This is a genomic window from Bartonella elizabethae F9251 = ATCC 49927 (assembly GCF_000518165.1).
Taxonomy (GTDB): Bacteria; Pseudomonadota; Alphaproteobacteria; order Rhizobiales; family Rhizobiaceae; genus Bartonella; species Bartonella elizabethae.
This window is the reverse complement of sequence record NZ_KI912393.1, coordinates 51334-75830: the sequence shown is the minus strand read 5'-3', so window position 1 is coordinate 75830 and position 24497 is coordinate 51334. Positions and strand designations below refer to the sequence as shown.

Here is a 24497-nt window from a genome sequence, read left to right as displayed (position 1 = left end):
TCATCAATGGATGATCCGTGTTGGCGGGCGTTTGACCAAAAACATTACCACTGAAAACAACCGTCCTATGTCTTTCTATGGAAAAGTTAACTTGATCAAAACTTTTGGGGATGATCAGGCACTCCATATTGATAAGGATTATAAACTTGATGCTATGGGATCTGCACTTGAAGGTGGACTTGGTATCAATGCACAATTATCCACGAACCTCTCCCTTCATGGTGATGTGAGTTATCAACAAAAGCTGCAAAAAACGGGGATTTCTGGAGCAAGTTTTTCAGGCGGAATACGCTATCAGTTTTAAGGTAAAACTGTAAAATAGTCATTCTATTTCAATGTAACAAAAAAGGCAGCACAATACGCTGCCTTTTTTGCAGTCTTTCGGCAAAATCCATCGATAACGGTTCTTTCTATATACCTTTCGCGAAAGGATTAATTTCGTTCAAACTCAATGCAAAAAAATCTTTTATCTCTCTAATGACAGTTGAATTCTCAAAAGAGCGTTCTTTTTGATTTATAAAAATTGAATGAATTTAATAAACAGTGTTGTATATCGATGGAAAATACACAACATTTTAGCTTTTTTATATCCAAAAATTCACCGTGAATAATTCTATATGCAAGAAAATTAACTGAAAGCTTTTTATAAACGGACAACAAATTTTCTCCAAAACTTTGTAGCGTTTTTAAATAGCTTTAAGCAATAAGCATGCTTGTAAAATATTTTGATTCTTAGCACTTTAAAACAAAATATTTATCAAGCTCGGTTTTCTGAAATTCATCGTCGCTATGGATTGCGCTTTCTATTTTAAAAACGCTTCTAAGATCAATTTTTAAACGATAAATAACAAAACTTAATATTCGTTTTGTTATTTACAATAAAAACATAATGATATAAAAGCTGATTGGGTACTTGCGCCATCAGGGGAATGAAGTAAGCATCAAAGCATACCAAATACTAAAGGCATATCTATGTGTAAGAAATATATTTATAAGAAAAATTTTTTGTTATGTACAATTGCTGGAACTTTCATTTTTTCTCATTTCGGTTCAACTTATGCAAATAAACAACCTCCTGAGATTTCTACGGTTCAAGTGACTAATGGAGAAGAGAAAAACCTTAATAACGTTTTTGTTCGTGGTAAGTATGATGCTGTTGTTGCTAAAAAAGGTCATGTTACCATTACAAACTCAATCATGCACTCAGGCTTTACTTTGCTTTCTGCAACGTCAGGGGGGCAGATTAATGCTAAAGGAATTATAGGCAGAGCAGAAGAGCGTGGTTTATCACTCACAAACGGCACAATCCATGTTGAAGATTCAACCATCAACGTCATAGGACACAGCAAAGTCTATGGCATCAATTTTGGTTATATTCTAAGCTCCACAATAAAAGAAGGGGAAGAAGTTGTAAACAAAGCCATTCTTAACAATACAAAGCTTTTTGTAAAGGATGGTGTAGGTATTTTCGGGCCTTATTATTCCAAAGCTGTTGCGAATGCGGTTTCTCTTAAAAACTCAGAAATTCGTTCTGATATGTTGTTAAAAAACGAAGGCTCACCTTTCACCCAAGTTGGGCCTACCACTTTTACATTAGACGCTGATAATTCCATTATGGAAGGAAGAGCGAAAACGCTTCCTCAAAATACAACAATTTTCACCCTAAACAATAACAGCAAGTGGCATTTAAAAATTAGTCTATTTGAGTTGGAAAATAGTTTTAGTATATTTGACTACAAGCTTCTTGATCTTAAGCAGCGTGCACGATCAGTTGTTTCAGTCCTAAACCTTAATAATAGCTCTATCCTATTTGATGCCCCGCATAGGTTAGCAAACAATCATTATCAAACCTTACATGTGGGAAGACATCCACAAAAAACAGAGCAAGACGGAAGTTCCGATGCAACAACGGTTTACAATGCAACGGGCAACGCAAGGATTTACTTTAATACCCAATGGAGTAACGGTCTTCCAAAAGAGCAACAAAAAACTGACCGTGTTCTCGTTCGCGGGAATGTCTCAGGCACCACAACGGTCTATTTCAACAATCTTTCAAAGCAGGCAGAATCATTCGATAATGAAAAAGCAAAAGATTCAATTCCTTTGAATGGACGTGGGATTTCGCTCATTCAAGTTTCTGGGCAAGCCAATGAAGATTCTTTCAAACTTGCCCATGGCTATACCACAATAGGAGGCTTACCTTATAAATATACACTCAATGGCTATGGACCAACATCCAGCCACGGGAAAGCCGATAGGACACAAAGTCATTTAAGCGAAACATTACAAGAATCAAAAGAGAAAGATAAGCAAAATATCAATGCGTCATCTCTTGGAAAAGAAAACAACGGACAAAATCTCTTGGAAGAAGATGTGTATTTCTGGGATTTCCGTCTACAAAATGTTACTCTTGACGTATTAAAAGAAATCCAAGCTCTTGTTCCCCAAGTAGCAAGCTATTTGGTCATGCCTAACGCAATATTCTCCTCTGGATTGGCTGACGTAAGCAATCAAAATACATTGTTAGATAATATGCACTCAACAGTTTTTGGATTAGAAGGTCATAAGAAGAAAGGCATCTTCTTATCAACTTATGGCAACAAGGTGACATTATCTTCCAGCCGTAGTCCATTGGAATATGGTTATGGAGCTGATGTTCACTATGCTGCTATACAAGCAGGCATTACATTAGCAACGCTAGAAAATCAAAATTTAACAGCAAATTTTGGTCTTTTAGGCACCTATGGAAAGCTCGCTTTTACGCCAAAGGATATGGAAGGTTCTGACAAAAGCATATTGGATAAATGGTCCTTTACAGCCTATGGGAACCTCCACCATGACAATGGTCTCTATGTTAATGCACTGCTCTCGTATGGTATTTTAAATGGACATATCACCACAGCCCTTATTGGCAACACCGCAGAGTTAAAAAATGCAGATACATTAAATATATCGGCAACCGTTGGACAAAAACTAGCAACCGGTGTTGAAGGATTGTCCTTTGAACCGCAGGCACAACTTATTTATCAACATATTGCCTTTGGTACGCTTTCGGATATCGATGACTTCGAAGTTAATATAAAGACCCCCCAACAATGGTTGGTGCGTATTGGAGGGCGTTTAACGAAAACGATACTTCCTATTGAAAACGATCGTATTCTTTCTTTTTATGGTAAATTGAACGTCATCAAAGCTTTTGCTGAGGAAAGCACGATCGATATTGTTGAACCTTTCCGTCTCGATTCGATGGGCTCTTCCCTTGAAGGTGGGCTTGGAATTAACGCACAACTTTCCAAAAATATCGCACTTCATGCTGACATTAATTATCAACATAAACTCCAAAAAGCTGGGTTTTCTGGAATTAATTTTTCCGGTGGTGTGCGCTATCGCTTTTAGAAATCTTAGCTTTCACTTTTGACACATAAGCAGCGCTGAAGTGTGAGCAGTGCTGCTTATTTTGACACATTCCCCAAAAAAAATCGTGATGCGTCAAAGAGTGGTTCATTTTTTATCAAAACAAATGAAAATATCTTAAGGAACATCTCTATGCGTAAGAATCTTTTGTTATGTACAGCCGCTTGTGCTTTGTTTTTTTCTTCTTTTACCTTCACATCGATCAGTATCGCTTCTAGCCTAAGCTCTGAAACACGCAATGCCCTTGAAGGAATTAGAAAATTACCGGAACAATATCGCTATGCCATTGGTTTAAAAAACATACCAACACAGACAGAAAAGAATCTTAAAGAGATAGCCTCCAATAGCTCTTTTTCAGGAAGTAGTCGTGCTGGCTCTAGTGTACATCATGCAGTATTAAAACATGAAATGGATAATACACATACCCAAGCCATGGCAAACCAATATCCTCAAAATACACAATCTATAGTGGGTGCCAACGCACAACTTAACCAAGTGAGAATAAAACGGAGTGCCTTACAAGGACAAAACAATACTGCTACAAAGGTTTTACAAAATACATCGCATAAAGAGAATAAGCGCTCTGTGATTGATTCCAACACAACCCCAAAACCCGCCAGTAATAAATTATCAGCTGATGCCGTTTCTCAACACAAGGACAATTCATCCTTAAGAGCAGATCATAGAATTACGCAGCTTGAGATAAATAAAAATACCCAATCTGCTATTGATCTGAAAACAAACACTGCTTCCTCAGCATCGAAAACGGCTCTTACATCCGCAGAATCTCATGTGAAAGTGCCCACAAAGATTGAGAACAGCCCCATCGCTCATACTGAGAGCATATCTCAATTTACAGCTGATAAAGCAACCCCACCTTCTTCTTCTCTTGATGGAACAGCAAACGGCAAAACGCTTACACCAGAAATAGAAAACTCTTTTGTCATGCCTATTGCAATGTTTGCTGTTGGAGTTGCTGATGCTAACAATCAAAATATCTTGTTAGATAATATGCAAATAACAATGTTTGAACCCAAAGAGTATCAAGAGAGAAGTATTTTCTTATCCACTTATGGCAATAAGAACACATTTTTCTCGCGCATTCATTCAAAACAAGAGGGAACTCAAACAGAACAAAATGATGTTCAAAAAGAACAAGAGGGCATTCAAGCAGAGCAACAAGCACAACAAAATGACGTTCAATTAGAACAAGAAAGTGTTAAAGCAGAACAAGGAAGCCTTCATGCAGATATTCGCTATGCCGCATTGCAAGCAGGGGCGACATTAATCGCGCGAGAAGATCAAAATATCAGCACCAATTTTGGTTTTTTCGGAACATATGGAAAATTGTCTTTTGCTCCTAAAAATGCAGAAAGCTCTCATAAGAAGATGTTTGATAAATGGTCACTCACTGCCTATGGAAACATTCAGCATGATGGTGGCATCTATGCAAGTGGCTTTCTCTCTTATGGAATTTTAAAGGAAAATATGCGCAAAGATTTCATCGAAGAGACCCCAAAAATAAAGAATAGTAAAATCTTAGGGGCAGCTGCAACGGTTGGTCAAAAACTATCCACCAGTTTCGAGGGTGTCATCCTAGAGCCGCAAGCACAAATTATTTATCAGCGTCTCATACTTGGTGCATCCTCAAATAATGACACCTCTTCCTCAAATGACAACGCTTCTTCAAATGACGATAACTCTAAAATAAACATAAGCAAACCTGATCAATGGTTGCTGCGTATTGGCGGGCGTTTAACACAAAACAAAGGCCATGTTCTTTCCTTCTATGGCAAACTGAACATGATCAAAACTTTTAGTAAAAATTTTCAGCTTGCTGCGATGGGATCTTTAGTCGAAGGTGGTTTTGGTATTCACGCGCACTTATCGCCAAATATCGAGCTTCATAGTGATCTGAGTTATCAACATAAATTCAAAAAAGTTGGCATCTCTGGAATAAATATTTCTGCTGGTATGCGCTATCACTTTTAAAAATACTTGTATTCTATCTTGAAATATAAAGTACTCTCATTATGTTTCGTTTTGTCTCTTACAAAAGAGACATAATGAGGTCAAAATTTTATATTTTATGAGAGGGGGAAATATTTAGGAATACATCTATATGAAAAAAAGCTTCTTACTCTACACCGTTTCCGGACTTCTGTTTTATTCTTCAACCAGCTTGTCTTATGCTCTTGCTCTTGAGAACTCTTCTTCTATTTATCCCCGACCTGTGCCAGAAGGTTATGACCTAAGTCAGATATCTCTAGTTCCTCTTAAAGCTGAAGATCTATCCAAAACTTTTAGTGTCGAGGAATCATTGTATGGTAACTTGGATGGATTGGGGCGACGTGTTGATGGAGTTGGGCAACCTACTCCACCTCGTCCCTTATCTGCATCTTCAACACCTAGCGTACTTGGACTCCCTACCGTATCTAGCTCCACACCAATAACCACTCCTCCTACAGGGAATGGATCTGCGACACCTCTTTCTACAGAGTCTGAAACCTCTACAAGCTCTTCTGAGACTAAAACGTCCTCTAAAAGCACAGAGGCGTCTAAGGATTCTTCTCAAAACTCTAAAGAAAAAGCGCCATCCCCAAATGGAGCCACTGGGAACGCAGGTTCTTCCTCGAGTCAAAAGTCTGAGCGTGCTCAAGAAAGTGCACAAACATCAAAGACTAACGCAACAGAAGGTATACAATCTAGCCCTGAAGCCACACAGGGCACGCCTATCACACAATCTCCAACGAGGGAAGAAACTCCAACAACAGAAGCTCCAACGACAGGAACAGCTTCAACAACAAACGTACCCAAATCGAGAAGACGTTCAGGTGTCTCCGAATCTCCTACAGATTCTTCTAGTGAAGAAACACCACCCAATTCTACTGTAGCTTTACAGCCAGAAGTAACACAACCTTCACCTAATTTACAGTCAACATCTGAAAACTCTAGATCTAGAAAACCAGTAACAGAGGTGCTATCAACGCCTCAAGGATCAGAATCTAAGCAGCGAATACTTTTAACATCAGAAGCGGATACACAAAAAGTATCTGAAAAATCTGAACCTACAAACCCCGTAGCAGAGGTGTCACAAAGCTCTGCACAATCAACACCCACGCAAACTGAAACTGCACAAAGAGTACCTGAAAACTCTGACACTATAAGACCTGAGTCTAAAAAATCAGCACCAGAAGTATCATCAACGTCTAAAGAGGCAGAATCTACAAGACCAACAGCAGAGCAATCACCGGCACTTAAAGAGCCAGAACGCTCATCAATATCTTTAAGACCAGCAGCTGGAAAATCGACATCACAGGAGCCATCAGAATCTGCGAAACCAGCGTCGGGACAATCTGCATCTACACAAAAAGTGGCTGGAAAATCAGAACCTGCAAACCCGATATCTCCCATACAGCCTGAAAAGCCTGCACAAAGCGGGAATATAAGTGCTAGCGTTGAGGCGAAGAACGGTGCAACTGTCACACTACATAACAAAAAGATTCAAGACAAATGGAGTGCTTTAGATGCAGAGGGGAAGAATTCAAAAATCGAAATGAATGGGGGAAGCGTTGATGCTGGTTTTATTGCACTCAGTGTCTCAGAAGGTGGAAAAATTGAGGCCACAGATATTACGGTGACAGCAGAAACAGCTGCTTTGGTTAACATAGAAGGAACAATCAATCTTACAGATTCAAGCATCCATGTCACAGGGAAATCTGAAGCGAATGGTATTATTTTCCGCAATAATCTCTATCGTGCCCCTCAAAAGCGACGTCCACGCAATGCAGAAAGAAATGCCAACACCATTCAAGAACAAGATATTACCGGTAAAGTAAATCTAGAGAATACAAAGCTTTTCGTTGAAAACGGTACAGGTATCAGTCTTTATGGAACAAACACAAGTGGTGAAGTCAGCCTTAAAAACTCAGAAATTCATGCAGATATTTTATCAAAAAATATAAAAAACGGAAGCGGAGCCACAAACAGCTTTACTCTAGTTGCGGACCACTCTTCTTTAGAAGGTCGCGTCAGAACTTCTAGAGATAATAGAACAAGTTTTGACCTAAAAGAAGGGACGAAATGGCTCTTAAAGCCCAATAAGAATACTGCAAATAATGATCGTATCTCAGAGGATGATACTATTTCGTATGACTATAGACAGTTTGGTCTTGATGAAAAATCATTCTCTAATCTTTCTGTATTGCGCCTTAGCAACAGTGCCATTATGTTTGACAAGCCTATGGCAGGACATTACCAAACTTTATTTATAGGTCCTCAACTTCCCAAAGAAGATGGAATAGCGCATACAGAAGCAGTTTATAGTGCAACAGGTGTTGCAGAGATTTATGTCAACACGCAATGGAACAAATATTCTCCTATCACGGAACAACAAACCGATCGCGTCGTGATTAATGGTGATGTATCAGGGAATACTATTGTTCACATCAATCTGCAAGAAACAGATAAAACGATAACCGATGGTTCTGTTGTTTGGGGAGAGCAGATGACCCCTCTTCCTTTAGGGACACATGGGGTTTCAATCATTCAAGTTTCCGGACAAGCAAACGAAAATTCCTTTGCGCTCGCCCGAAACTATATGACTATCGGTGGACAACCTTATAAATATGTGCTGAAAGGCTATAAACCTGGAACATCTCATGAAAGTCAAAGTCTTTTTGGCAAGAGTAATAATTTCTGGGATTTCCGTTTACAAAATGCCTACATTGATAAGGATAAAAAAGTCCGAGCGCTTTTACCACAGGTGGCAAACTATTTAACCCTACCTAATACTTTATTTTCTTCTGGATTTGCTGATGTAAACAACCAAAACAGGTTGTTAGATGCAATACGAACAACAGTCTTTGGCGCAGCAGATCATAAACAGCATAATCTCTTTTTCTCCTCCTACGGCGAGAAAGTCACCTTATCCTCCAACCGTGGCCCCTTGCGCTATGGTTATGATGCTGATGTGAACTATAAAGCTTTGCAATTGGGGGTTATATTAACCACCTCGGAAAGCAAAGACATAAGCGCACATTTTGGTCTTCTAGGAACATACGGAAAACTTGCCTTTACACCAAAAGAGATGCAAGATTCTGAAAAGACAACTCTTGATAAATGGTCCCTCGCCGCTTATAGCACCATCGAGCATAGCAATGGTCTATATCTTAACTCGCTTCTTTCTTACGGAAGGTTAAAAGGGAATGTTACCACAGCTCTTGTTGGGAATGCTGCAAAATTGGATGGAACTGAAATCCTTAATCTCTCTGCAACCCTTGGTCAGAAATTAGCAACCAGCATAAAAGGGCTAGTCTTTGAACCACAAGCACAATTGATTTATCAAAATCTCATGTTTGATATTTTCTCAGATGCCAATGGCTTAAAAGTAGACATGGGCAATCCGCGTCAATGGTTGATCCGTTTTGGTGGACGTTTAACAAAAACGATAACAGCTGTTGAAGAAAGCAAGGCTGTTTCCTTCTATGGTAAAATGAATGTGATCAGAACTTTTGGTGATGGAAAAACAATAAAAATTGCGGATACCTTTGATCTTGATCCTACGGGTTCTTCAATTGAGGGAGGCATGGGTGTGAATGCCTATCTTTCTCAAAAGATCGTGCTAAACGCCGACATTAGCTATCGGCAAAAACTGCAAAAAACCGGTGTATCGGGAACCAATGTTTCTGGTGGAATAAGGTATCATTTTTAAAGCAAAAGCACTTTTAACTTCAATAAAATAAAAAGCAGCACAGTGTGCTGCTTTTTATTTAAACGTCTATTTTTAAAATTCTCAAAAGCCGTTATTTTATCAAAACGCTTTGCTTGCACATCACAAGCCGAGAAAAAAACTTCGATGCAGTAAAACGGTAGAAAAAAGCATGCCTCTTTATGAACCACAACAAAAAGCAACACAGAAAATTGGCAAAGTGAATCATACGACCCGCTTACTCCTTTGCTATGCATAAAAAGAGCAGCTTTTGTACCATTCTTTTATGCCACTCATGAGAGGCTTTATACACTTCTCGAAGCGCACTATCCTTTTCATAAGCCCCCTTATGAAATAAGTATGCGTATTGAGAAAAATCTCCTTAAAACAAGCATATGAACGGGCAATAACAAATCTATTCTATTTTGGGTATGTTATTTTGTATGAAGCGTATCCGCTCATGAAAGCTCTACCCTATTATTATGATATCTCAACTGCAGCAAAAGGACAAAACAAGTCATTTTGGTTATTGATTAAGAATAGCACTGTAGGAGAGGCTTTAAACTTAACAACCAAGATTTTCCTTTGTGAAAAGCAAGTCTGAGAACATGAGTTGAGTGAACGCATCTTAAAAAGATTGAACGACAAACAGTCTCTTATTCAAGAAATCTCTTCATTCTAGAAAAACGATTTTTATTGCCAAGCTCCTAAAATTACTTTACGAATAAAAAGGTGTTTTGGTCGCATACGCAACGATCAAGTGGACCTTGAAAACCTAAAACCCTAGCGTAAAAATAACCCACTTTGTGGGTGTCTTGGAATTCCGGGAGTTTTTGCACTGTCCAGGTGCTCGACGCACTAAAAGCAAAAAGGCTGATTTGAGTTCAGTATTTTCAAGCTCCCGGAATACTCATGCGAGGGCGCTCGCAACCGGCGGTGTAAAAACACAAACCAAAGGGTCTCCATAACGACATTATTCATTGGCAAAGAAAAATGCCCTGCATCATTTTCTGAACACTATCCAATGCACAAAATAAGTTATCCGCTTGTAAAATATTATCCTCCGGATATGGAAAGATCATAGGATCAAAAGAGCGATGCCTTCTTTAATTACATGAGAAAACACCGCCTTTGGTTAAAAAAGCTATTTTTTATTGTAAATTCCCTAAAATTACTTTATCAATTAAAAGGTGTTTTGGTCGCATACGCAACGACCAATAGGGCTCTAAAACCCGAAAGCTAAAATAAAAATTTACTCCGCTTTGCGGATATCCCGGAATTCCGGGAGATTTTGCACTGTCCAGGTGCTTCCCAGCACTAAAAGCAAAATGCTGATTTAGCTTCAGTTTTAGACTCCCGGAATACCAATGCGAGGGCGCTCGCAACCGGAGGGGGCAAATGCAATCCCAAAATCTTAATATTGATCTTTTTGTCGGCAAAAAAATTCGCTTGAAGCGAAAAATGTTGGGAATGTCTCAAAAAACATTAGGAGACGCTTTAGGGGTAAGTTTTCAACAAATCCAGAAATATGAAAAAGGCTTAAACCGTGTGAGTGCTGGGCGATTAAAGGAAATCTCCGATATCCTAAAAGTTCCGGTTTCCTTTTTTTATGCGGATATTATCACAAAAGAAAACACCTCGTACCCTCATGAAGAAATTGCATCAAGCAAAGAGGAATTTTTGCTTTTAAAAAGTTTTAGAGTTCTGACCTCTGTCAAACAGAAAGCCATTTTAAAATTAATTTCTGATCAAAATTAAAATATTTTAAATGACCTTTATCCTTTAATTTGCTTTCTATTCTAAGAATAAACCACTGCAATTTATAAACAATTTGGCTTCTTAATTTAGCAAGTTCCGCTTAATTGACTTCCACGATATGCAACACGATATTTTCTCTTCATAAGCCTTCATGCCGCTTCATCAATACTTCTGAAAATATCTTAAAACGCACCATGGCGAGAGTACTCTTGTTTGTCCTTCACTTCCTCCTCAGATCTGTAAACAATCCAATTTCTCCTCAAGAGGGGTCTCACTGTTGATCACTCCTATCAATCCATCTTCTACCCATCATTCTATTAAAATAACACATTGATTTATCGTCATAAATCATCTTTTCCAACTTTAAGACCAAATAGTGTAAGGGTTCTCTCATCATCGCCCTTCTCCTATGGATAAATCAATCAAAATCACTTGTTTTCCCATCACAAGCAAAGGTGGTATATAAATAAAACAAGATGAAAAATACTCTAAGAATCTCAAGTGTCAAAAGCTGTCGCAACATTGGAAAATGATAAAGTAACGTTGCTGAAAAATATGGCAATGCCAACTTGCTTCTTTATAGGGATGAGAGTGTTCTGGAGATTTTATATTATTTCCATGAAAGCTTTATACCTTCATGGATACCATCTCGTCACAGACCGACATCACAAAATAGGCACTCTTACAAAATGGATGTGCAAGCCTTGAGAAATATTTCTTTACAATAAGCGCGTACATTGGAAACAATAAATTTATTCTTTTAGAAGCGTTCTGTTTTGCATGAGAAGCGTGATCCCATTAAAAACGCAAATAAATATAAAAACATGAAAAAATGTATGATCTTCACTCTTTAAAAGACAGTGCTTTAAATTCCTTTAAAAGCTGTAAAGCAAAAAGATGATAGTAAAAATATCACCTTTACAATTTTATAATTCTCTACCAATGAAGCTCCCTCTCCTTTTCAAATACGAATCCCAACAGAGAGACGCGTACTCCAATCTGGCATACAAAAACGACAACAGAAGAGAAAATACTAAACCCGCCTCTTTATCTCAAACATAGAGCTTGCAGTGACTAACCGCTTCATATCACCATACTTTAAAGGAAACGGTTGAATAAGGCGTCACGGGACGATCTTAATATTCCTCTTATCCCCTTCCCTAAACGAAAAAATGAAGTGCCTACCAACCCACTCTGTAAAACAATGTTCTATAAACAATCCGTCTTCTCTTAAAGCCACTTCACTTGGCTCTCCACCACACAGGTGTGCGGGTCACATCACCACACTTCAAACAGCAGAGCTTCATAAAATTTACAAGCAATATTCACTAAAGACTCTCAAAAGTACTTAATGAAGAAAACTTTACATCACCATACTTTTTACATCACAACACTTTAAAGGAGACTGTTGTAAGGCATCACGGGACGGTCTTAATATTCTCTTGTCCCCTTCCCCAAACAAAAAAATGAAGTGCCTACCAACCCACTCTGTAAAACAATGTTCTGTAAACAATCCGCTATAAACAATCCACCTTCTCTTAAAACCGCTTCACTTGGCGCACCGCCACACAGGTGTGCGGGTCACATCAGCACACTTCAAACAGCAGAGCTTCATAAAATTTACAAGCAATATTCACTAAAGACTCTCAAAAGTACTTAATGAGGAAAACTTTACCTCACCATACTTTTTACATCACAACACTTTAAAGGAGACTGTTGCATAAGGCATCACGGGACGGTCTTAATATTCTCTTGCCGCCTTCCCCAAACGAAAAAATGAAGTGCCTACCAACCCACTCTGTAAAACAATGTTCTGTAAACAATCCACCTTCTCTTAAAACCGCTTCACTTGGCTCGCCACCACACAGGTGTGCGGGTCACATCACCTTAAAAGAAACTGGAGACTCTGTTTTACAGAACAGCAAAATGATAATTTTAAGACCCAAACGCGCTTAAAACATGGAAACTCAACAAACACGCTTTTTATTCAAATCACTGCCCTACCTCATCATTATAATCGCGTAAGAACAACCGCTATGAATCAAATTTAAATTATTCTTCTAATTCCTTTGCAAGTCCAGAAAGCTGCATAGCTTGCGAAAGATCATTGACTGCATTTAAATGTGTTTGAAGTAGTTCACTATTACGCTGTAATTTTTTTTGTAAATCAGACAGCAAACTTTCAACTTCATGCTCAATATCTTGATTCATGTAGCGTCTCACATCGCTCATCGATTTATTAAGATCACGCAAACCACGTATTTTACATAAATTTATTTCTTCGTAATCTGGAATACCACTGCTTTCTAGCATATTGCTTTCATAATCAACCACTTGGGCTAAACCTTTCACAGCAGCGACAAATTTTGTCATCGCCCAATCACGGTCAATAAGATTATTATCAAGAGCTTTTGCTTTTGCTGCAAAACTATCATCACCATATTGCACTACAGACATTTTTATTTCCCCTTCAATCATATTGTTCAATCTTGCTTTCAAATGAGGGAGATTAAACAGTTTTCCTTCAATGCTGATACACCCAATCGCGCTCGTGACGTGAACATTTCTCAGACAACAGCACGACAATCCTTCAAAGTGCGTACCACTTCAACTTTCAACGTATTCTCTGAAATATTTTCTTGCTTTGCTCCAAAATCATTTTTGCTACTATACGCATTCACCAAAACGCTATAAATTTAAAACCTCTGCGTAGGCACTATCGAAACTTCCAAATGTTTTCTGTCTATTTCGCTTTGCCTATCTTATCACCACCAAGCCCTCAACAGAAAACAACAATGCTCTGACGATACCCTTGGCAATAAAAAACACCTGCCAACAAAAATTCGCAGCATATAGAGATTTAAGCCTATTAAAAACTTCAGCATTTCACCGATAGCAGCATTTTACCCTCCATAACTTTACGGCTTTTCCAGCACCCAAATCTGCACACTCTCTGGTGCCATAAGATAGCACCCTACAAGATTAGTTTGCTTCCATTCAAAAGACACACCCCCACCCCAAACTCTTTCTGCATACACGCAGTATTCTGCACAACACATAAAGAGAACGCTCTTTTGAACAGATCAGCCATATAGCACTCTTAAAAAAGACATCTTAAAATAGCTAAATAGCCATCCATCTCCCTTTTTCAATTATCATTTCGCTTTTCTTTGCAGTGAGCAACTATATAAGATTTTTTGAACCTTTTCAAGCGTTTCTTAACCCATCCGTTCGAGACGCCTTCAATCACATCTTCACGCGCTTGTTTAAAAAACAACAATTTCTTAAAAGGCACCCGAACCCATTGCGCACAAGTCCATTTCGCACCAGAACCCATGAAATGGATAAAATCCATTGAGCCGCCACCCACCTCTTTACGCTTTATAAAAGAATAAGCCACCACCACACACTCAGCCCCCAATATTACCCCCTTAGCACTTGAAACGATTCATGAGAGGTATAATGCCTTTCTTATACAGTTTCACGGCATACGGCTTTCTCTGCTTGTAATGTTCAAGAAACATAGCTTTGGTTGATTGAATATAAAAAGATTTAAAATGAGAGAATCTTTCGGTATTCAAGACTCTCATTCAAGCTGAAGAACGCTAGATTATTCTTATAAATAAAAATACTATCAATGAAAAACGCTTCGCTCTCCCCCCATGACTCTTTGTAAAATTTTTCCCTCATCTTCCTGTCGATTATTTCACGGACAGCATACAATCCACTCTTAATATCGCAGCTTTACAGACACCTTAACCTAAAAACATCGTTTATAATAAAGACCCAATTTCGACGACATTCCCCTTCTTACCATCACCCTTTTAAATAAAGAAAAGATTTTAAGCTTGCCGAATATAGTGTATCCGCATATATTACAAGCTGTAACATATTGTTACTCATAAAATCACTTCCAAGAGAACAGAAAGAGGTTCTTATGGCTGATCTCATAAAAGCCGCGATGCTTTATTCAACCTTGATCATTACCCTCAACGCTTTTGTTGTGTTTTTAGCGCTCATCATAGAGGTATACTAAGCATAATCTCTTAGCTTTTCGTAATCTATGCAAATAAGCACCTTGATTTTCCATAAGGTCAAAGTAAAATTTTAGCTCTCTCGATCAACCACCTCCCAATTTCAAACATCTCTTGCAACTCTTTTGGTGTTAACCTCTCCTTTTTATTTGCATTTTTAACCATCAATTTTTGTCTTTTCACGCTCCTTCACACTTCCCTTGAAGCCCAACATCATCCCCACCTTAAAGGACAGAGTTTTCGACCAGATCCAAGCTGTAAACAATTTATCTTCTTATCAAGCATCTTACCGAGCCGATTTTACTTAATTTCCTCCCTCAAGGCATATCACACCCCTAAAGAAAATATTGAAGCTTATGCTAAAAAGCACCACCATCTTGACCTCTATGAGAAAGTAAGCCGCACCATCATACACTCCACCCCCTCATGGTGCAACGCCCCTTGGCTCTTAAGAATACGTTTATAAGAAGCATTTATATCCCTTTCTTAATCGTTTTTTATTCGCAAGAGAACACTTTCATTTTTGACGTACAAAAAACATGGGGTTGCGTAACTTAACCGAGAACAGATTTGAAATAAGAGAATTCTACGCGTATCGCGGACTCATTCAATATGAAAAACAACGAACACTCTTTACACATCAAAGCATTGTCCGAAGAATATTTACCAAACACTCAAGAATAAAAAAGAACACATGTATAAAATTTTACATAGGCTCCACCACTACTCAAAACGATAATACTAAGGCAAAATTATAATAACAAACACCAAGAAAAAGGCATACAAACTTGAAAGAAAAAAACAAAAAAAACAGGGAAGGCAGTCACCCTCTTACAGCGTCCGGCAAAGCCATTCTAGCAACACTGGCTCACACTCTAATTGATGTGATAATATTCTCCAATAAAAAGCGGTTTTTTAAAAATAGTTTAAGAAAAATATTTGACTATAAAACGATAATAAGTCCATTCAGAATGATTTTTCCCTTTCTTAAAAACAGAAAAAAATAAATTCCAAACAGATATTTCCACCCAATTTTTTCAAAATTAACCGTAAAAGCTTAAAGCCATTCTTCGTGTGATAAAATATTGATGTGTATTAAACACCCCAGCATAGATTGAATCTCATATTTCATCATGCATGCAACCAAAGCATTAAAAAATCAGCGTATAATTTGAAAAAATAAGCCGCAACACGCGGCTGCTCTTTCCGGTGCAACAGTACTACAATTAAAAGCACTTTTTAGCTGAACAGATGACAATATGTCATCTGTTCCACAAAGAGTACAAATCGTAAAAGATTAGCTCTTAAAGTCAAAAGCGCCCCAAAAATTAGGAACAAAAATCTAAAAAACGGAATAAAATCAATAACGGTCCCATCCCTTATTGAGATAATAACTTATCTGAACTTTATGTTTTAATGAAAGCCAAAAAGAAATTCCATATATGCTTGTTTAACGTTTCGACAATTTTTAGATTTCTCTCTGGCAGCTTCCTCCATCTTTTCACATTTCATTCCCCATTCTTGCATCAATTTTTCATCTTTCTTGAAATCTTCTACGCTATAAGTCTTTTCGCAACCAGCAATAGAAAGTCCAGTACAAAGCAGCAATGCTGTGATAATGACTTTATTCATGATTTAATTCCCTTCCTTTTTTTCTTCAGATTTTTCCTCGTCATCATGTACAAAACTTGCGCCAGGCCAATCGTTTCTATGAACTATACGATAAGCTTTGTCTGCATTTTTACAATTTGTTGAATCTAAATCCCCTGATATCATGCACTTCATTGCCCACTGTTCAAGTAATTTGGGATCTTTCTTAAAATCTTCTACGCTATATTCTTTTTCGCAACCGGCAACAGCAAATCCAATGCAAAACAGCAATGCTGTGATAATGACTTTATTCATCAATAAATTCCCCTTCTTTTAGATGATAAAATTTGGACACAATTGAATGTCCCGTGAAAATTACACATTTGGTCCATTGTGCATTTTCAAAAATTTTAAATCAAACTTCCCTACGCGATTTTTTTTACAATCCTTAAATCAATAGAATGCGAAGAAAGCATCCTCCTATCGAGATTGTTTATAATTTAATTATTGTCCTGCTGTTTTTCAGTTTCATTCCCACTTTGGCTATTTTCAAGAAGTTCCTTTGCAAGATCTCTATAATGCTCTTGAAAAAGTTCCATACCGGCTTGTGCAAAATTTACACAATTTTGGGATTTCATAAAAGCAGGTGGCTCTAACTTATTGCATTTCTCTTTCCACTCTTTGCGTAATTTTTCATCTTTTTTAAATTCCTCAACACTGTAGTTTTTTTCACAACCAACAGCGATAAGCCCTGTGCAAAGCAACAATGCTGTTAGAATGATCTTGTTCATGAATTTACCCCTCTCTTTATTTTATACTTTAAGAACTTGTTTTATACTTTGAGAACGACATCATTGGATTCACAAAATCCTGTATTGTGCTCTTACGTATACCTTTCCTTTGACAAATACGAACAGCTTCAACGCCAATATGTTGAATCATGAGAGTTGTTTTATTGGACTTGCATTTGGAATGTTATCTACGCAGTGGCTCTTTAGATTTGAACTGTTTAGACTTCAGCAACAATTTGATATCTTGATATTTTCAAAAAGCGTTTTAATCACTTTTTTTCAAGAATTTTTCTTTTTTTTAAAAGAACCACTTTATCATGAAAAGCAGCACAAATATCGTATCAAAAATTCACCATACCCAGATCCATTGCAAGTTTTCTGCAAATGAAACAACAACTCTTTTAATGATTTGATTGCGCTCTTTCTTATTTCTTAATCCGCCGAGAAAGAAAAAAACTTAAACGCCCCCTACACTTTTAAAATACCAATAGAAATTCTAAAAAAGCGATCTTATACATTCCTGATAGCCATAGAAAGGATCATCCCTTGACCATCATCAAGTAGCCTTCAATACTCAGACTCTAAAATCATGTAGTCTATAAAATCACACAAATGAAAGAAATAATTTTCATATCACACTCAATGATTTCTTTTGGTTATGAGGAAAGCTTATAGCACACCCATATCAGTCAATTTTATTGATTTTCCCCCCTGATAAACATGAATATAATTTTAAAAAGGAAATATTGTCTAACAGAAAAAAACAAACAACGCTACTACTAATTTATATGATTTACCCATGTATTTCAGTAAAATAAACAAAAAATAACTTCACCTTTAAAACCATTAATCAAGACAATTGTTATGGAAGAATAAACTGAACTATCCAGCGATAAGACAAATAACAAGGGGGAGGATGAGCACATCCATCGGAGAAAAATTGAAATGAAGAATTTTTATAGGTTTCATGACTCTTTCATGAAATGAATCGTATGAAAAAAAACGCGTAAAAAAAATGAGTGCTTTTATTACGATTATTTTCATGTAAAAACGACTGATATCATCTTTTAAAAAAAACAAACCAACGCACATTTTTATTATCATAGATCTGTTATCATATATTATTTTTATTTTCCGTATTTTTTTGCAAGCAATTCGCGCACCTCATCAGCCATTTTAGTTCCACGACTTGCACAACTGACCTTCATTAATCGATGCAAAGTTTCTGGAATATCGATTGTGAGGCGCTTCATCCCTCCATTCTCGTTTCCTTTGTGGCTTCCTACCCATGCATCAGCCGTTAAAGGAATAGATTTATTGGTTGGTTTCATACCAATTTTAATTTTTTTATTCATCACACTAACTCCTTGATTTCCGCTGCAACGGCTTCAATCTCTGCGGCGGCTAGCCCTTGCTTATCAACTTCATAAACAGCCTTACCCTGAGCTGCAGCTTCTGCAAAAATCACACGTTGTGCAACGCTAGAAGAAAGAACATGGACGGGATATATGCCAAGCGCTTCGTTCACATCACGCCCTATCGCTGTATTGACAATTTTACGATTAATAACAAAAGCAGATTTGAGATTTTCTTTATAAACGCGTGCTTCGTCAATCAGCTTGACAATTCCATCAGCAGCCCAAATATCATAGGGACTAGGCAAAACAGGGATAAGCACAAAATCCGAAGCCATAAGAGCACTACGCGCAAGATCCGTCACACGCGGTGGACCATCAATAATAATATAATCATAACTATGACCAATCTGTGTAATTTCTTTGTGAACCGTTGCACGCGGTAAACCAATAACGGAAAACAAAGGAACCTCTTCACGCGCAGCAGCCCAATCCAATGCACTTCCCTGTGGATCAACATCAATAAGCAACACCCGCGCACCGGTACGGGAAAAACTGGCTGCCAGATTCACGCTCAACGTGGTTTTTCCAACGCCCCCTTTTTGATTCAAAAGTCCAATGATCATTCGTTACATCTTTCAGTATTATCGTTTTTACGATTATACTGAAAACAACAAAAGAAGCAAGCATCCAACACGTGCAAAACAACAACTTCTGTTAACTTTTACGATAAAAACGACAGCACTCAATTTTATTTTTAGAATATTCTTTTAGTATGAAGCCCCAAATATTCTGAAGGGAATATTCTTAAAAAGAAAAAGATAAATTTAAACAAGCGATAGATCTTTCTTCCCCTGCCTTAAAATGAAGGTTTCTTAAATCCATGCTAATTGATCAAGAATGGTCTCAGCATAATCTTCCTTGGGGTTTACCCTTCATGGGGTCCTTGCCCCACCCCGACAAACAAGCCTTTTTCTTAAAGAGATAACCAATACCCTAGAAGAATTCAGGGGAACATATTGCATGAGAAAAGCAAAATCGATAAAATTTACTCATTTTCCCCCTCTCATCTTCAATCAATTAAAATCACTTGTCTCTCATCATCAGCAGAGCTCACAGATGCGAACAAACACGAAAAAGGGACTAAAAAGACGTCTTAATGAAGTGTCTGAAATGCCAAGAACGGCTGTCCACATCGATGGCTCGTGTATGATCGTGTCGGTTTGTCCCTTTTCTTGAATGAAAGATGAGGGATATACAATGAATGTTATACTCTTTAAATTGAGACCTTTCCGCACAACAGCGTGGAATGGACTTGAGAAAATCAGGACAAACAAGTAACACAATGGGGTGTTCTCTGCTTCGCGAGAACAATGAGTCAGCCATAAAGAGCGTTATCTTTCATAACGGTCCAGCCATTGAGTAGATCTATCTTTACGCTTGAAAAGGAGAAAATCACCCTCATCACACAACTTGTGCCAGCTCATGAGCGTATGATAAGGCTCTTGTCCCTTGAAACGATAAAAGGCATTTTTCGTCCTTTCTTATACAATTTCACCCCACGCACCTCCCCCCGCTTATCAGCAAGAGATCTTGATTAATGCAACATGGAACAGCCTTAAAACAAGAAAATTTTACAGTCTTCAGAGTTCTAATTCAAGTTAAACAATGATAGATTATCATTATAGATCAATATATTATTCAATATCGAACATGTTATACAGTAGAATATGTTGCATCTTACAAGGCATTTTTCCAAGCAAGTTTTCTCGACAAAAAAAATATTTTTGTTAAGATGTCCTTGAAAGATTTTACCTTCTTCATGTCCTTTTATAGACTTGAGACTATCATAAAAATCGTGCAATTGGGAATAAACGAAAATGAATTTACAGCAAATTGCCCCTGATATTTTTATCGGCGCCCAAGTGAGTATAGAAAATATCAAAACATTGGCAGAAGCTGGTTTTAAAACAATTATCTGTAACCGCCCTGATCACGAAGAACCTCATCAACCTGATTTTTCAAGCATTAAAACGGTCGCAAATGACTATGGCATAAAAGCCTATTACCTTCCCATTTCTCCTCCGACCATAGAAAAATCAGATGTTGAGACCATGCAAACAATTTTAAAAACAGCATCTCTGCCTCTTCTCGCCTATTGCCATCGCGGAACGCGTTCACTGCATCTTTATCGTTTAGCATGTCTTGAATCATAGGTTTTACGCGCTCTTAAAAAACAAAAATTCTTCAATTCGCACTGATCTGTAAAAAAATAATCTGTCAAAAATGTTTGTCTTACAGCTTACACTTGGAGCTTTCCTCTTTAAGGTCCTCCTTCATAGGACGCAATAAACAAGCTGTTCTCTTAAATAGACAACAAACCTCCACCCCTAAAGCCATAAAAAAGCTATAAAAATTCCTGCAAATTGATAAAGCAATTAGCTTTTAAAATAAAAAAAATCATCGATTTTAAATTTTGTGAAAGTGTAAGGTTAAAAGTGTAAGAAGTTAAAAAAACAGTTCTCCTTTTTCTTCTCATCTCTTCTTGCCAAACATGCTGTATCCTTATTCATTGACGATTCATCATAAATTTTAACGAATCAGAAAGAAACAAGCAGTAAAGTTTTAATTGACAACAAAAGCCATACAATTAACTTTGAAAAAGACAATGCCTCAATCAGATCTTCAGATATTCGATTCTCCCTCTCAACAACGCAAAAAACATATACTCCGTGATGTTTTGGAATATATGTTTGTGATGATCATCACTTTAAGTGCTATTTTTGCGAGTTTTCTCTCTTTTTCAGATAAACTTAGAGCATATTTTTAAAAGTAAGCAGCCTATCCAACGGGGATAAGGGTTGGACTGTTTTTAAAATTTCTTTTGCTTTTTTTTCATCACGGTGCATTTGTGCAATCAAAGGTTCAAGCCCATCAAATTTTTCTTGTCCGCGCAAAAACTGGAAAAAAGAAACGGTACAGCTTTCCCCATAAAGGTCGTCATTAAAGTCAAATAAATAGGTTTCCAAAAGGGGGGCTCCATCTTTAACAACCGTTGGACGACAGCCAAAACTTGCAACCCCATCATATAAAACCCCGTTGGCACGACGCAAACGCACCGCATAAACACCATGAGCCAAACGAACTTGAGAAGGCAACATCTGATTAGCGGTAGGAAATCCCAAAAGACGTCCAAGTTTGTCGCCTTGAATAATATTGGAGCATACCCGATAGTGATAGCCTAACAAATGAGCGGCTTTGTCCACTTCCCCTTGTGAAAGAAGTTGCCGAATAAAACTAGAGGAAATGATTAACGGTTGTGAATCTTGAGAATGAGACACACATGGATGAGAAACGCAAGGGACTTGCACGACCTGAAATCCCTCTTCTTTCCCTCTTTGGCAAAGAAGAGGAACGTTTCCACTTTTCTGATAACCAAATTGAAAATTTTCACCTGTCACCACAACGGAAACATCAAAAGTTTCCTTTAAAATCGATTTGATAAATTCATCGGCTGAAAGAGTGGCAAATTGAGCATCAAAAGGCTGTTCAATCACGCCATCAAAGCCAAGGATTTTAAAAATTTCAGCTTTTTCAGCCGCCTCAGTCAAACGATAGACAGGCGCTGAACGTTGAAAAAAACTTCTTGGATGCGGTTCAAAGGTTAAAACAACAGCGGGTTTCTTTTTCATCCGCGCAAAATCAAGTGCTTTTTGTAACACCCCCTGATGCCCACAATGAACACCATCAAAATTTCCAAGTGCCAACACAGCTCCCCGCCAAGCCGAGGGAAAGGTATGAATTCCCTGAAGACGTAAAAATTTAGCCATTACTGAAGTGCCCACATGATTGCTTGTGGCCTATAACCATGACGTTCTAGAAAAGAATGCAAAGCTTGCTTATCAACCACACCATTTTGCATATAATCATAACAATGAATCCCCCCCATAATATAAAGGGCATCAAGACCAAAATGCGCCGCCCCTTTAATGTCCGTCAAAAGACCATCACCAATCGCTAAAATTTGACTTTTTTCTACTGTTCCACGTATTTTTTGAAGTTTTTCAAAGGCACACTCATAAATAGGGGCATGAGGTTTTCCAGCAATGCGGACTTCCCCTCCTAATTGTTGATAAAGACGCGCCAATGCGCCGGCACACCAAAATTCTTTATTTCCATAATGGACAATCACATCCGGATTAGCACAAATAAACGGTAAATTCCGCGCCCTTATGCGACGAAACATCGCCTCATAAGCAGAGGGTTCTTCCTCAAACTCTTCAAGAAAACCACTACAAACGACAACAGAAGCTTCTCTCTCTTCAACAAATTCACACGTCAATCCTTCAAACAACACCAAATCACGTTGTGGACCAATGAAAAAAACTTTACGTGGTGCAGCACAAATGAGATCCCGCGTGACATCCCCTGATGTGATAATGGCATCATAATAGTCACGATGAACCTTCATACTTTGTAATTGAGCCGCAACATCTTCCCAGAGTCGAGGAGAATTGGTCAATAGAATGACAGTTTTTCCCATTTGTCGAATTTTATCCAACGCTTTCAACGCTGGTTCAAATGCCTCTACACCATTATGCACAACACCCCATACATCACAAAAAACAGCATCATAACGTTCTATAACAGTCTCAATATGGGTAAGTTCATTCATGGTGCACCTATCTCTATTTGTCATTGATCAAGCTGTTTTTTTACTTCAAAACTACTTACCGAAAGATAATATTTCTGTCATCTTCTTTCTCAAACCATATCCCAACTTTACATCACTTATTAAAGATCATAAGAAAGGATAAAATAAATAAGCTATCGTTAAGTTGTGCAAAATTCTAAAGTGCTTTATAACAAAAGCTTATCATTCCACAATACTCATTTTCTTCATAAAAACTTCAATTCCAACAACAACTGCGTTGATACAGTTTTTTAGCGAAAATACTCAAGTTGTTTATTTGGAAAATAAACAGATTAAAAAAACGCCTAAAAATTACTTCCTTAGGGATAAAATCCTTGATTTATAATGATCGTTTATTCTTCAAGCCTCATGAGAAGTCCAAATATCTTTTCTCATTTCAAATCTATTTATATTAAATCAATCACAACACTTTGTTTGCCCATTCATTAAGTAGAATGAGCAATAAAAACACTTAAAGATAAAGAATAAAATATTTCTTCCTCTCAAACGCAAAAATTATCGGAGTATTTTGAACTGACAGAGGATTAGAACTATGCGCCATTGTACACCTTTTTTCAGGAAAGATAGACACATAGCGTTTATCCTATCCATAGAAGCTTTCCCTTGCTACACTTCAGGCAGCACCATTCATGAAATGAGGACGAGCCTTGAGAAAGACTTTTTAAAACAAGCAGGTGAAGTGACAAAGTCTAAGCTATTTTGTTTTTGTGTGTTGCCTGAGGGATGTTCACTCATGAAAGCTTTTCCCTCTCATTATGATCTCTCAACCACATAAGAAAAACCATTTTGGTTATTGATCAAAGTCCTCGTGAGGCACCCATAGAGAGCTGAATTTTAAACTCCACGGAGAGATTGTTGCTCCCTTCAGCAAATGCAGAGCTGAGGACATCATTTTGCTGAGCACGTCTTAAAAATTTGCAAGGCAAACAATCTCTCCTTCAATAAATCTACCCGTTTTCAGAAAAACGATTTTTATTGCCAAGCTCTTAAAATTACTTTACCCACTGAAAGATGTTTTGGTCGCCATACGTGGCAATCAAGAGGAAAGACAAATTCAAAACCTCAAACCATAAAATTATCCCGCTTTGCGTTTTTTTTGGAATTCCGGGAGATTTTGCTATGTCCAAGTGC

At 37.7% G+C, this 24497-nt stretch carries 15 protein-coding genes; 6 read left to right on the top strand and 9 right to left on the bottom strand.

Features of this window, described 5'->3' with window-relative positions:
* The 5 genes from T429_RS0108920 to T429_RS0108890 form a co-directional block, all read left to right on the top strand.
* The coding region (locus T429_RS0108920) for an autotransporter outer membrane beta-barrel domain-containing protein (RefSeq protein ID WP_026500992.1) at positions 1-304 on the top strand (304 nt) is incomplete at its 5' end.
* Positions 305-972: 668 nt separating this feature from the next.
* Complete coding sequence (locus T429_RS0108915) at positions 973-3396, top strand: autotransporter outer membrane beta-barrel domain-containing protein (protein ID WP_005775325.1); 2424 nt, start codon at positions 973-975, stop codon at positions 3394-3396.
* Positions 3397-3546: 150 nt separating this feature from the next.
* Complete coding sequence (locus T429_RS0108910; protein ID WP_005774845.1) at positions 3547-5406, top strand: autotransporter outer membrane beta-barrel domain-containing protein; 1860 nt, start codon at positions 3547-3549, stop codon at positions 5404-5406.
* A 130-nt stretch (positions 5407-5536) separates the two neighbouring features.
* Complete coding sequence (locus T429_RS0108905) at positions 5537-9127, top strand: autotransporter outer membrane beta-barrel domain-containing protein (protein WP_005775327.1); 3591 nt, start codon at positions 5537-5539, stop codon at positions 9125-9127.
* Positions 9128-10522: 1395 nt separating this feature from the next.
* A complete protein-coding gene (locus T429_RS0108890) occupies positions 10523-10882 on the top strand; it encodes a helix-turn-helix domain-containing protein (protein ID WP_005775328.1) in 360 nt (119 codons plus the stop codon).
* A gap of 2052 nt (positions 10883-12934) precedes the next feature.
* Here the strand turns inward: T429_RS0108890 and T429_RS0108880 are convergent.
* The 7 genes from T429_RS0108880 to parA all read right to left on the bottom strand — a co-directional run bounded on the left by T429_RS0108880 (position 12935) and on the right by parA (position 19278).
* The gene (locus T429_RS0108880) at positions 12935-13339 is read right to left on the bottom strand and encodes a hypothetical protein (protein ID WP_005774841.1); all 405 of its coding nucleotides are present in this window, start codon (positions 13337-13339) and stop codon (positions 12935-12937) included.
* 691 nt (positions 13340-14030) lie between these two features.
* Positions 14031-14303: a hypothetical protein gene (locus T429_RS0108870; RefSeq protein WP_005774839.1), complete on the bottom strand. Its 273-nt coding sequence runs from the start codon at positions 14301-14303 to the stop codon at positions 14031-14033.
* Between the two features lie 2026 nt (positions 14304-16329).
* Positions 16330-16548: an EexN family lipoprotein gene (locus T429_RS0108845; RefSeq protein ID WP_005775329.1), complete on the bottom strand. Its 219-nt coding sequence runs from the start codon at positions 16546-16548 to the stop codon at positions 16330-16332.
* A 3-nt stretch (positions 16549-16551) separates the two neighbouring features.
* A complete protein-coding gene (locus tag T429_RS0108840; RefSeq protein ID WP_005774836.1) occupies positions 16552-16821 on the bottom strand; it encodes an EexN family lipoprotein in 270 nt (89 codons plus the stop codon).
* Positions 16822-17006: 185 nt separating this feature from the next.
* On the bottom strand, positions 17007-17297 hold the full coding sequence (locus T429_RS0108835; protein WP_005774835.1) for an EexN family lipoprotein: 291 nt from the start codon (positions 17295-17297) through the stop codon (positions 17007-17009).
* 1127 nt (positions 17298-18424) lie between these two features.
* The gene (locus T429_RS0108820; RefSeq protein ID WP_005774832.1) at positions 18425-18652 is read right to left on the bottom strand and encodes a hypothetical protein; all 228 of its coding nucleotides are present in this window, start codon (positions 18650-18652) and stop codon (positions 18425-18427) included.
* On the bottom strand, positions 18652-19278 hold the full coding sequence (gene parA / locus T429_RS0108815; protein ID WP_005775332.1) for a ParA family partition ATPase: 627 nt from the start codon (positions 19276-19278) through the stop codon (positions 18652-18654). The genes T429_RS0108820 and parA overlap by 1 nt, the downstream gene beginning before the upstream one ends.
* Positions 19279-20532: 1254 nt before the next feature.
* Here parA and T429_RS0108810 point away from each other — a divergent pair.
* Positions 20533-20868, top strand: coding sequence for a protein tyrosine phosphatase family protein (locus T429_RS0108810; RefSeq protein ID WP_005774830.1), 336 nt, complete (start codon positions 20533-20535; stop codon positions 20866-20868).
* A gap of 597 nt (positions 20869-21465) precedes the next feature.
* On the opposite strand, the gene T429_RS0108800 is transcribed toward T429_RS0108810, so the two are convergent.
* Together T429_RS0108800 and T429_RS0108795 are read right to left on the bottom strand one after the other, a co-directional pair.
* The gene (locus T429_RS0108800; protein ID WP_005774828.1) at positions 21466-22482 is read right to left on the bottom strand and encodes a bifunctional riboflavin kinase/FAD synthetase; all 1017 of its coding nucleotides are present in this window, start codon (positions 22480-22482) and stop codon (positions 21466-21468) included.
* On the bottom strand, positions 22482-23327 hold the full coding sequence (locus tag T429_RS0108795) for a TIGR01459 family HAD-type hydrolase (protein ID WP_005775333.1): 846 nt from the start codon (positions 23325-23327) through the stop codon (positions 22482-22484). The genes T429_RS0108800 and T429_RS0108795 overlap by 1 nt, the downstream gene beginning before the upstream one ends.
* Positions 23328-24497: the final 1170 nt, after the last annotated feature.

Excerpts from the sequence above, each read along its gene's own strand:
- T429_RS0108915 (WP_005775325.1), top strand. The coding sequence starts at position 973 with ATGTGTAAGAAATATATTTATAAGAAAAATTTTTTGTTATGTACAATT.
- T429_RS0108910 (WP_005774845.1), top strand. The coding sequence starts at position 3,547 with ATGCGTAAGAATCTTTTGTTATGTACAGCCGCTTGTGCTTTGTTTTTT.
- T429_RS0108905 (WP_005775327.1), top strand. The coding sequence starts at position 5,537 with ATGAAAAAAAGCTTCTTACTCTACACCGTTTCCGGACTTCTGTTTTAT.
- T429_RS0108890 (WP_005775328.1), top strand. The coding sequence starts at position 10,523 with ATGCAATCCCAAAATCTTAATATTGATCTTTTTGTCGGCAAAAAAATT.
- T429_RS0108880 (WP_005774841.1), bottom strand. The coding sequence starts at position 13,339 with ATGTCTGTAGTGCAATATGGTGATGATAGTTTTGCAGCAAAAGCAAAA.
- T429_RS0108845 (WP_005775329.1), bottom strand. The coding sequence starts at position 16,548 with ATGAATAAAGTCATTATCACAGCATTGCTGCTTTGTACTGGACTTTCT.
- T429_RS0108840 (WP_005774836.1), bottom strand. The coding sequence starts at position 16,821 with ATGAATAAAGTCATTATCACAGCATTGCTGTTTTGCATTGGATTTGCT.
- T429_RS0108835 (WP_005774835.1), bottom strand. The coding sequence starts at position 17,297 with ATGAACAAGATCATTCTAACAGCATTGTTGCTTTGCACAGGGCTTATC.
- T429_RS0108820 (WP_005774832.1), bottom strand. The coding sequence starts at position 18,652 with ATGAATAAAAAAATTAAAATTGGTATGAAACCAACCAATAAATCTATT.
- parA (WP_005775332.1), bottom strand. The coding sequence starts at position 19,278 with ATGATCATTGGACTTTTGAATCAAAAAGGGGGCGTTGGAAAAACCACG.
- T429_RS0108810 (WP_005774830.1), top strand. The coding sequence starts at position 20,533 with ATGAATTTACAGCAAATTGCCCCTGATATTTTTATCGGCGCCCAAGTG.
- T429_RS0108800 (WP_005774828.1), bottom strand. The coding sequence starts at position 22,482 with ATGGCTAAATTTTTACGTCTTCAGGGAATTCATACCTTTCCCTCGGCT.
- T429_RS0108795 (WP_005775333.1), bottom strand. The coding sequence starts at position 23,327 with ATGAATGAACTTACCCATATTGAGACTGTTATAGAACGTTATGATGCT.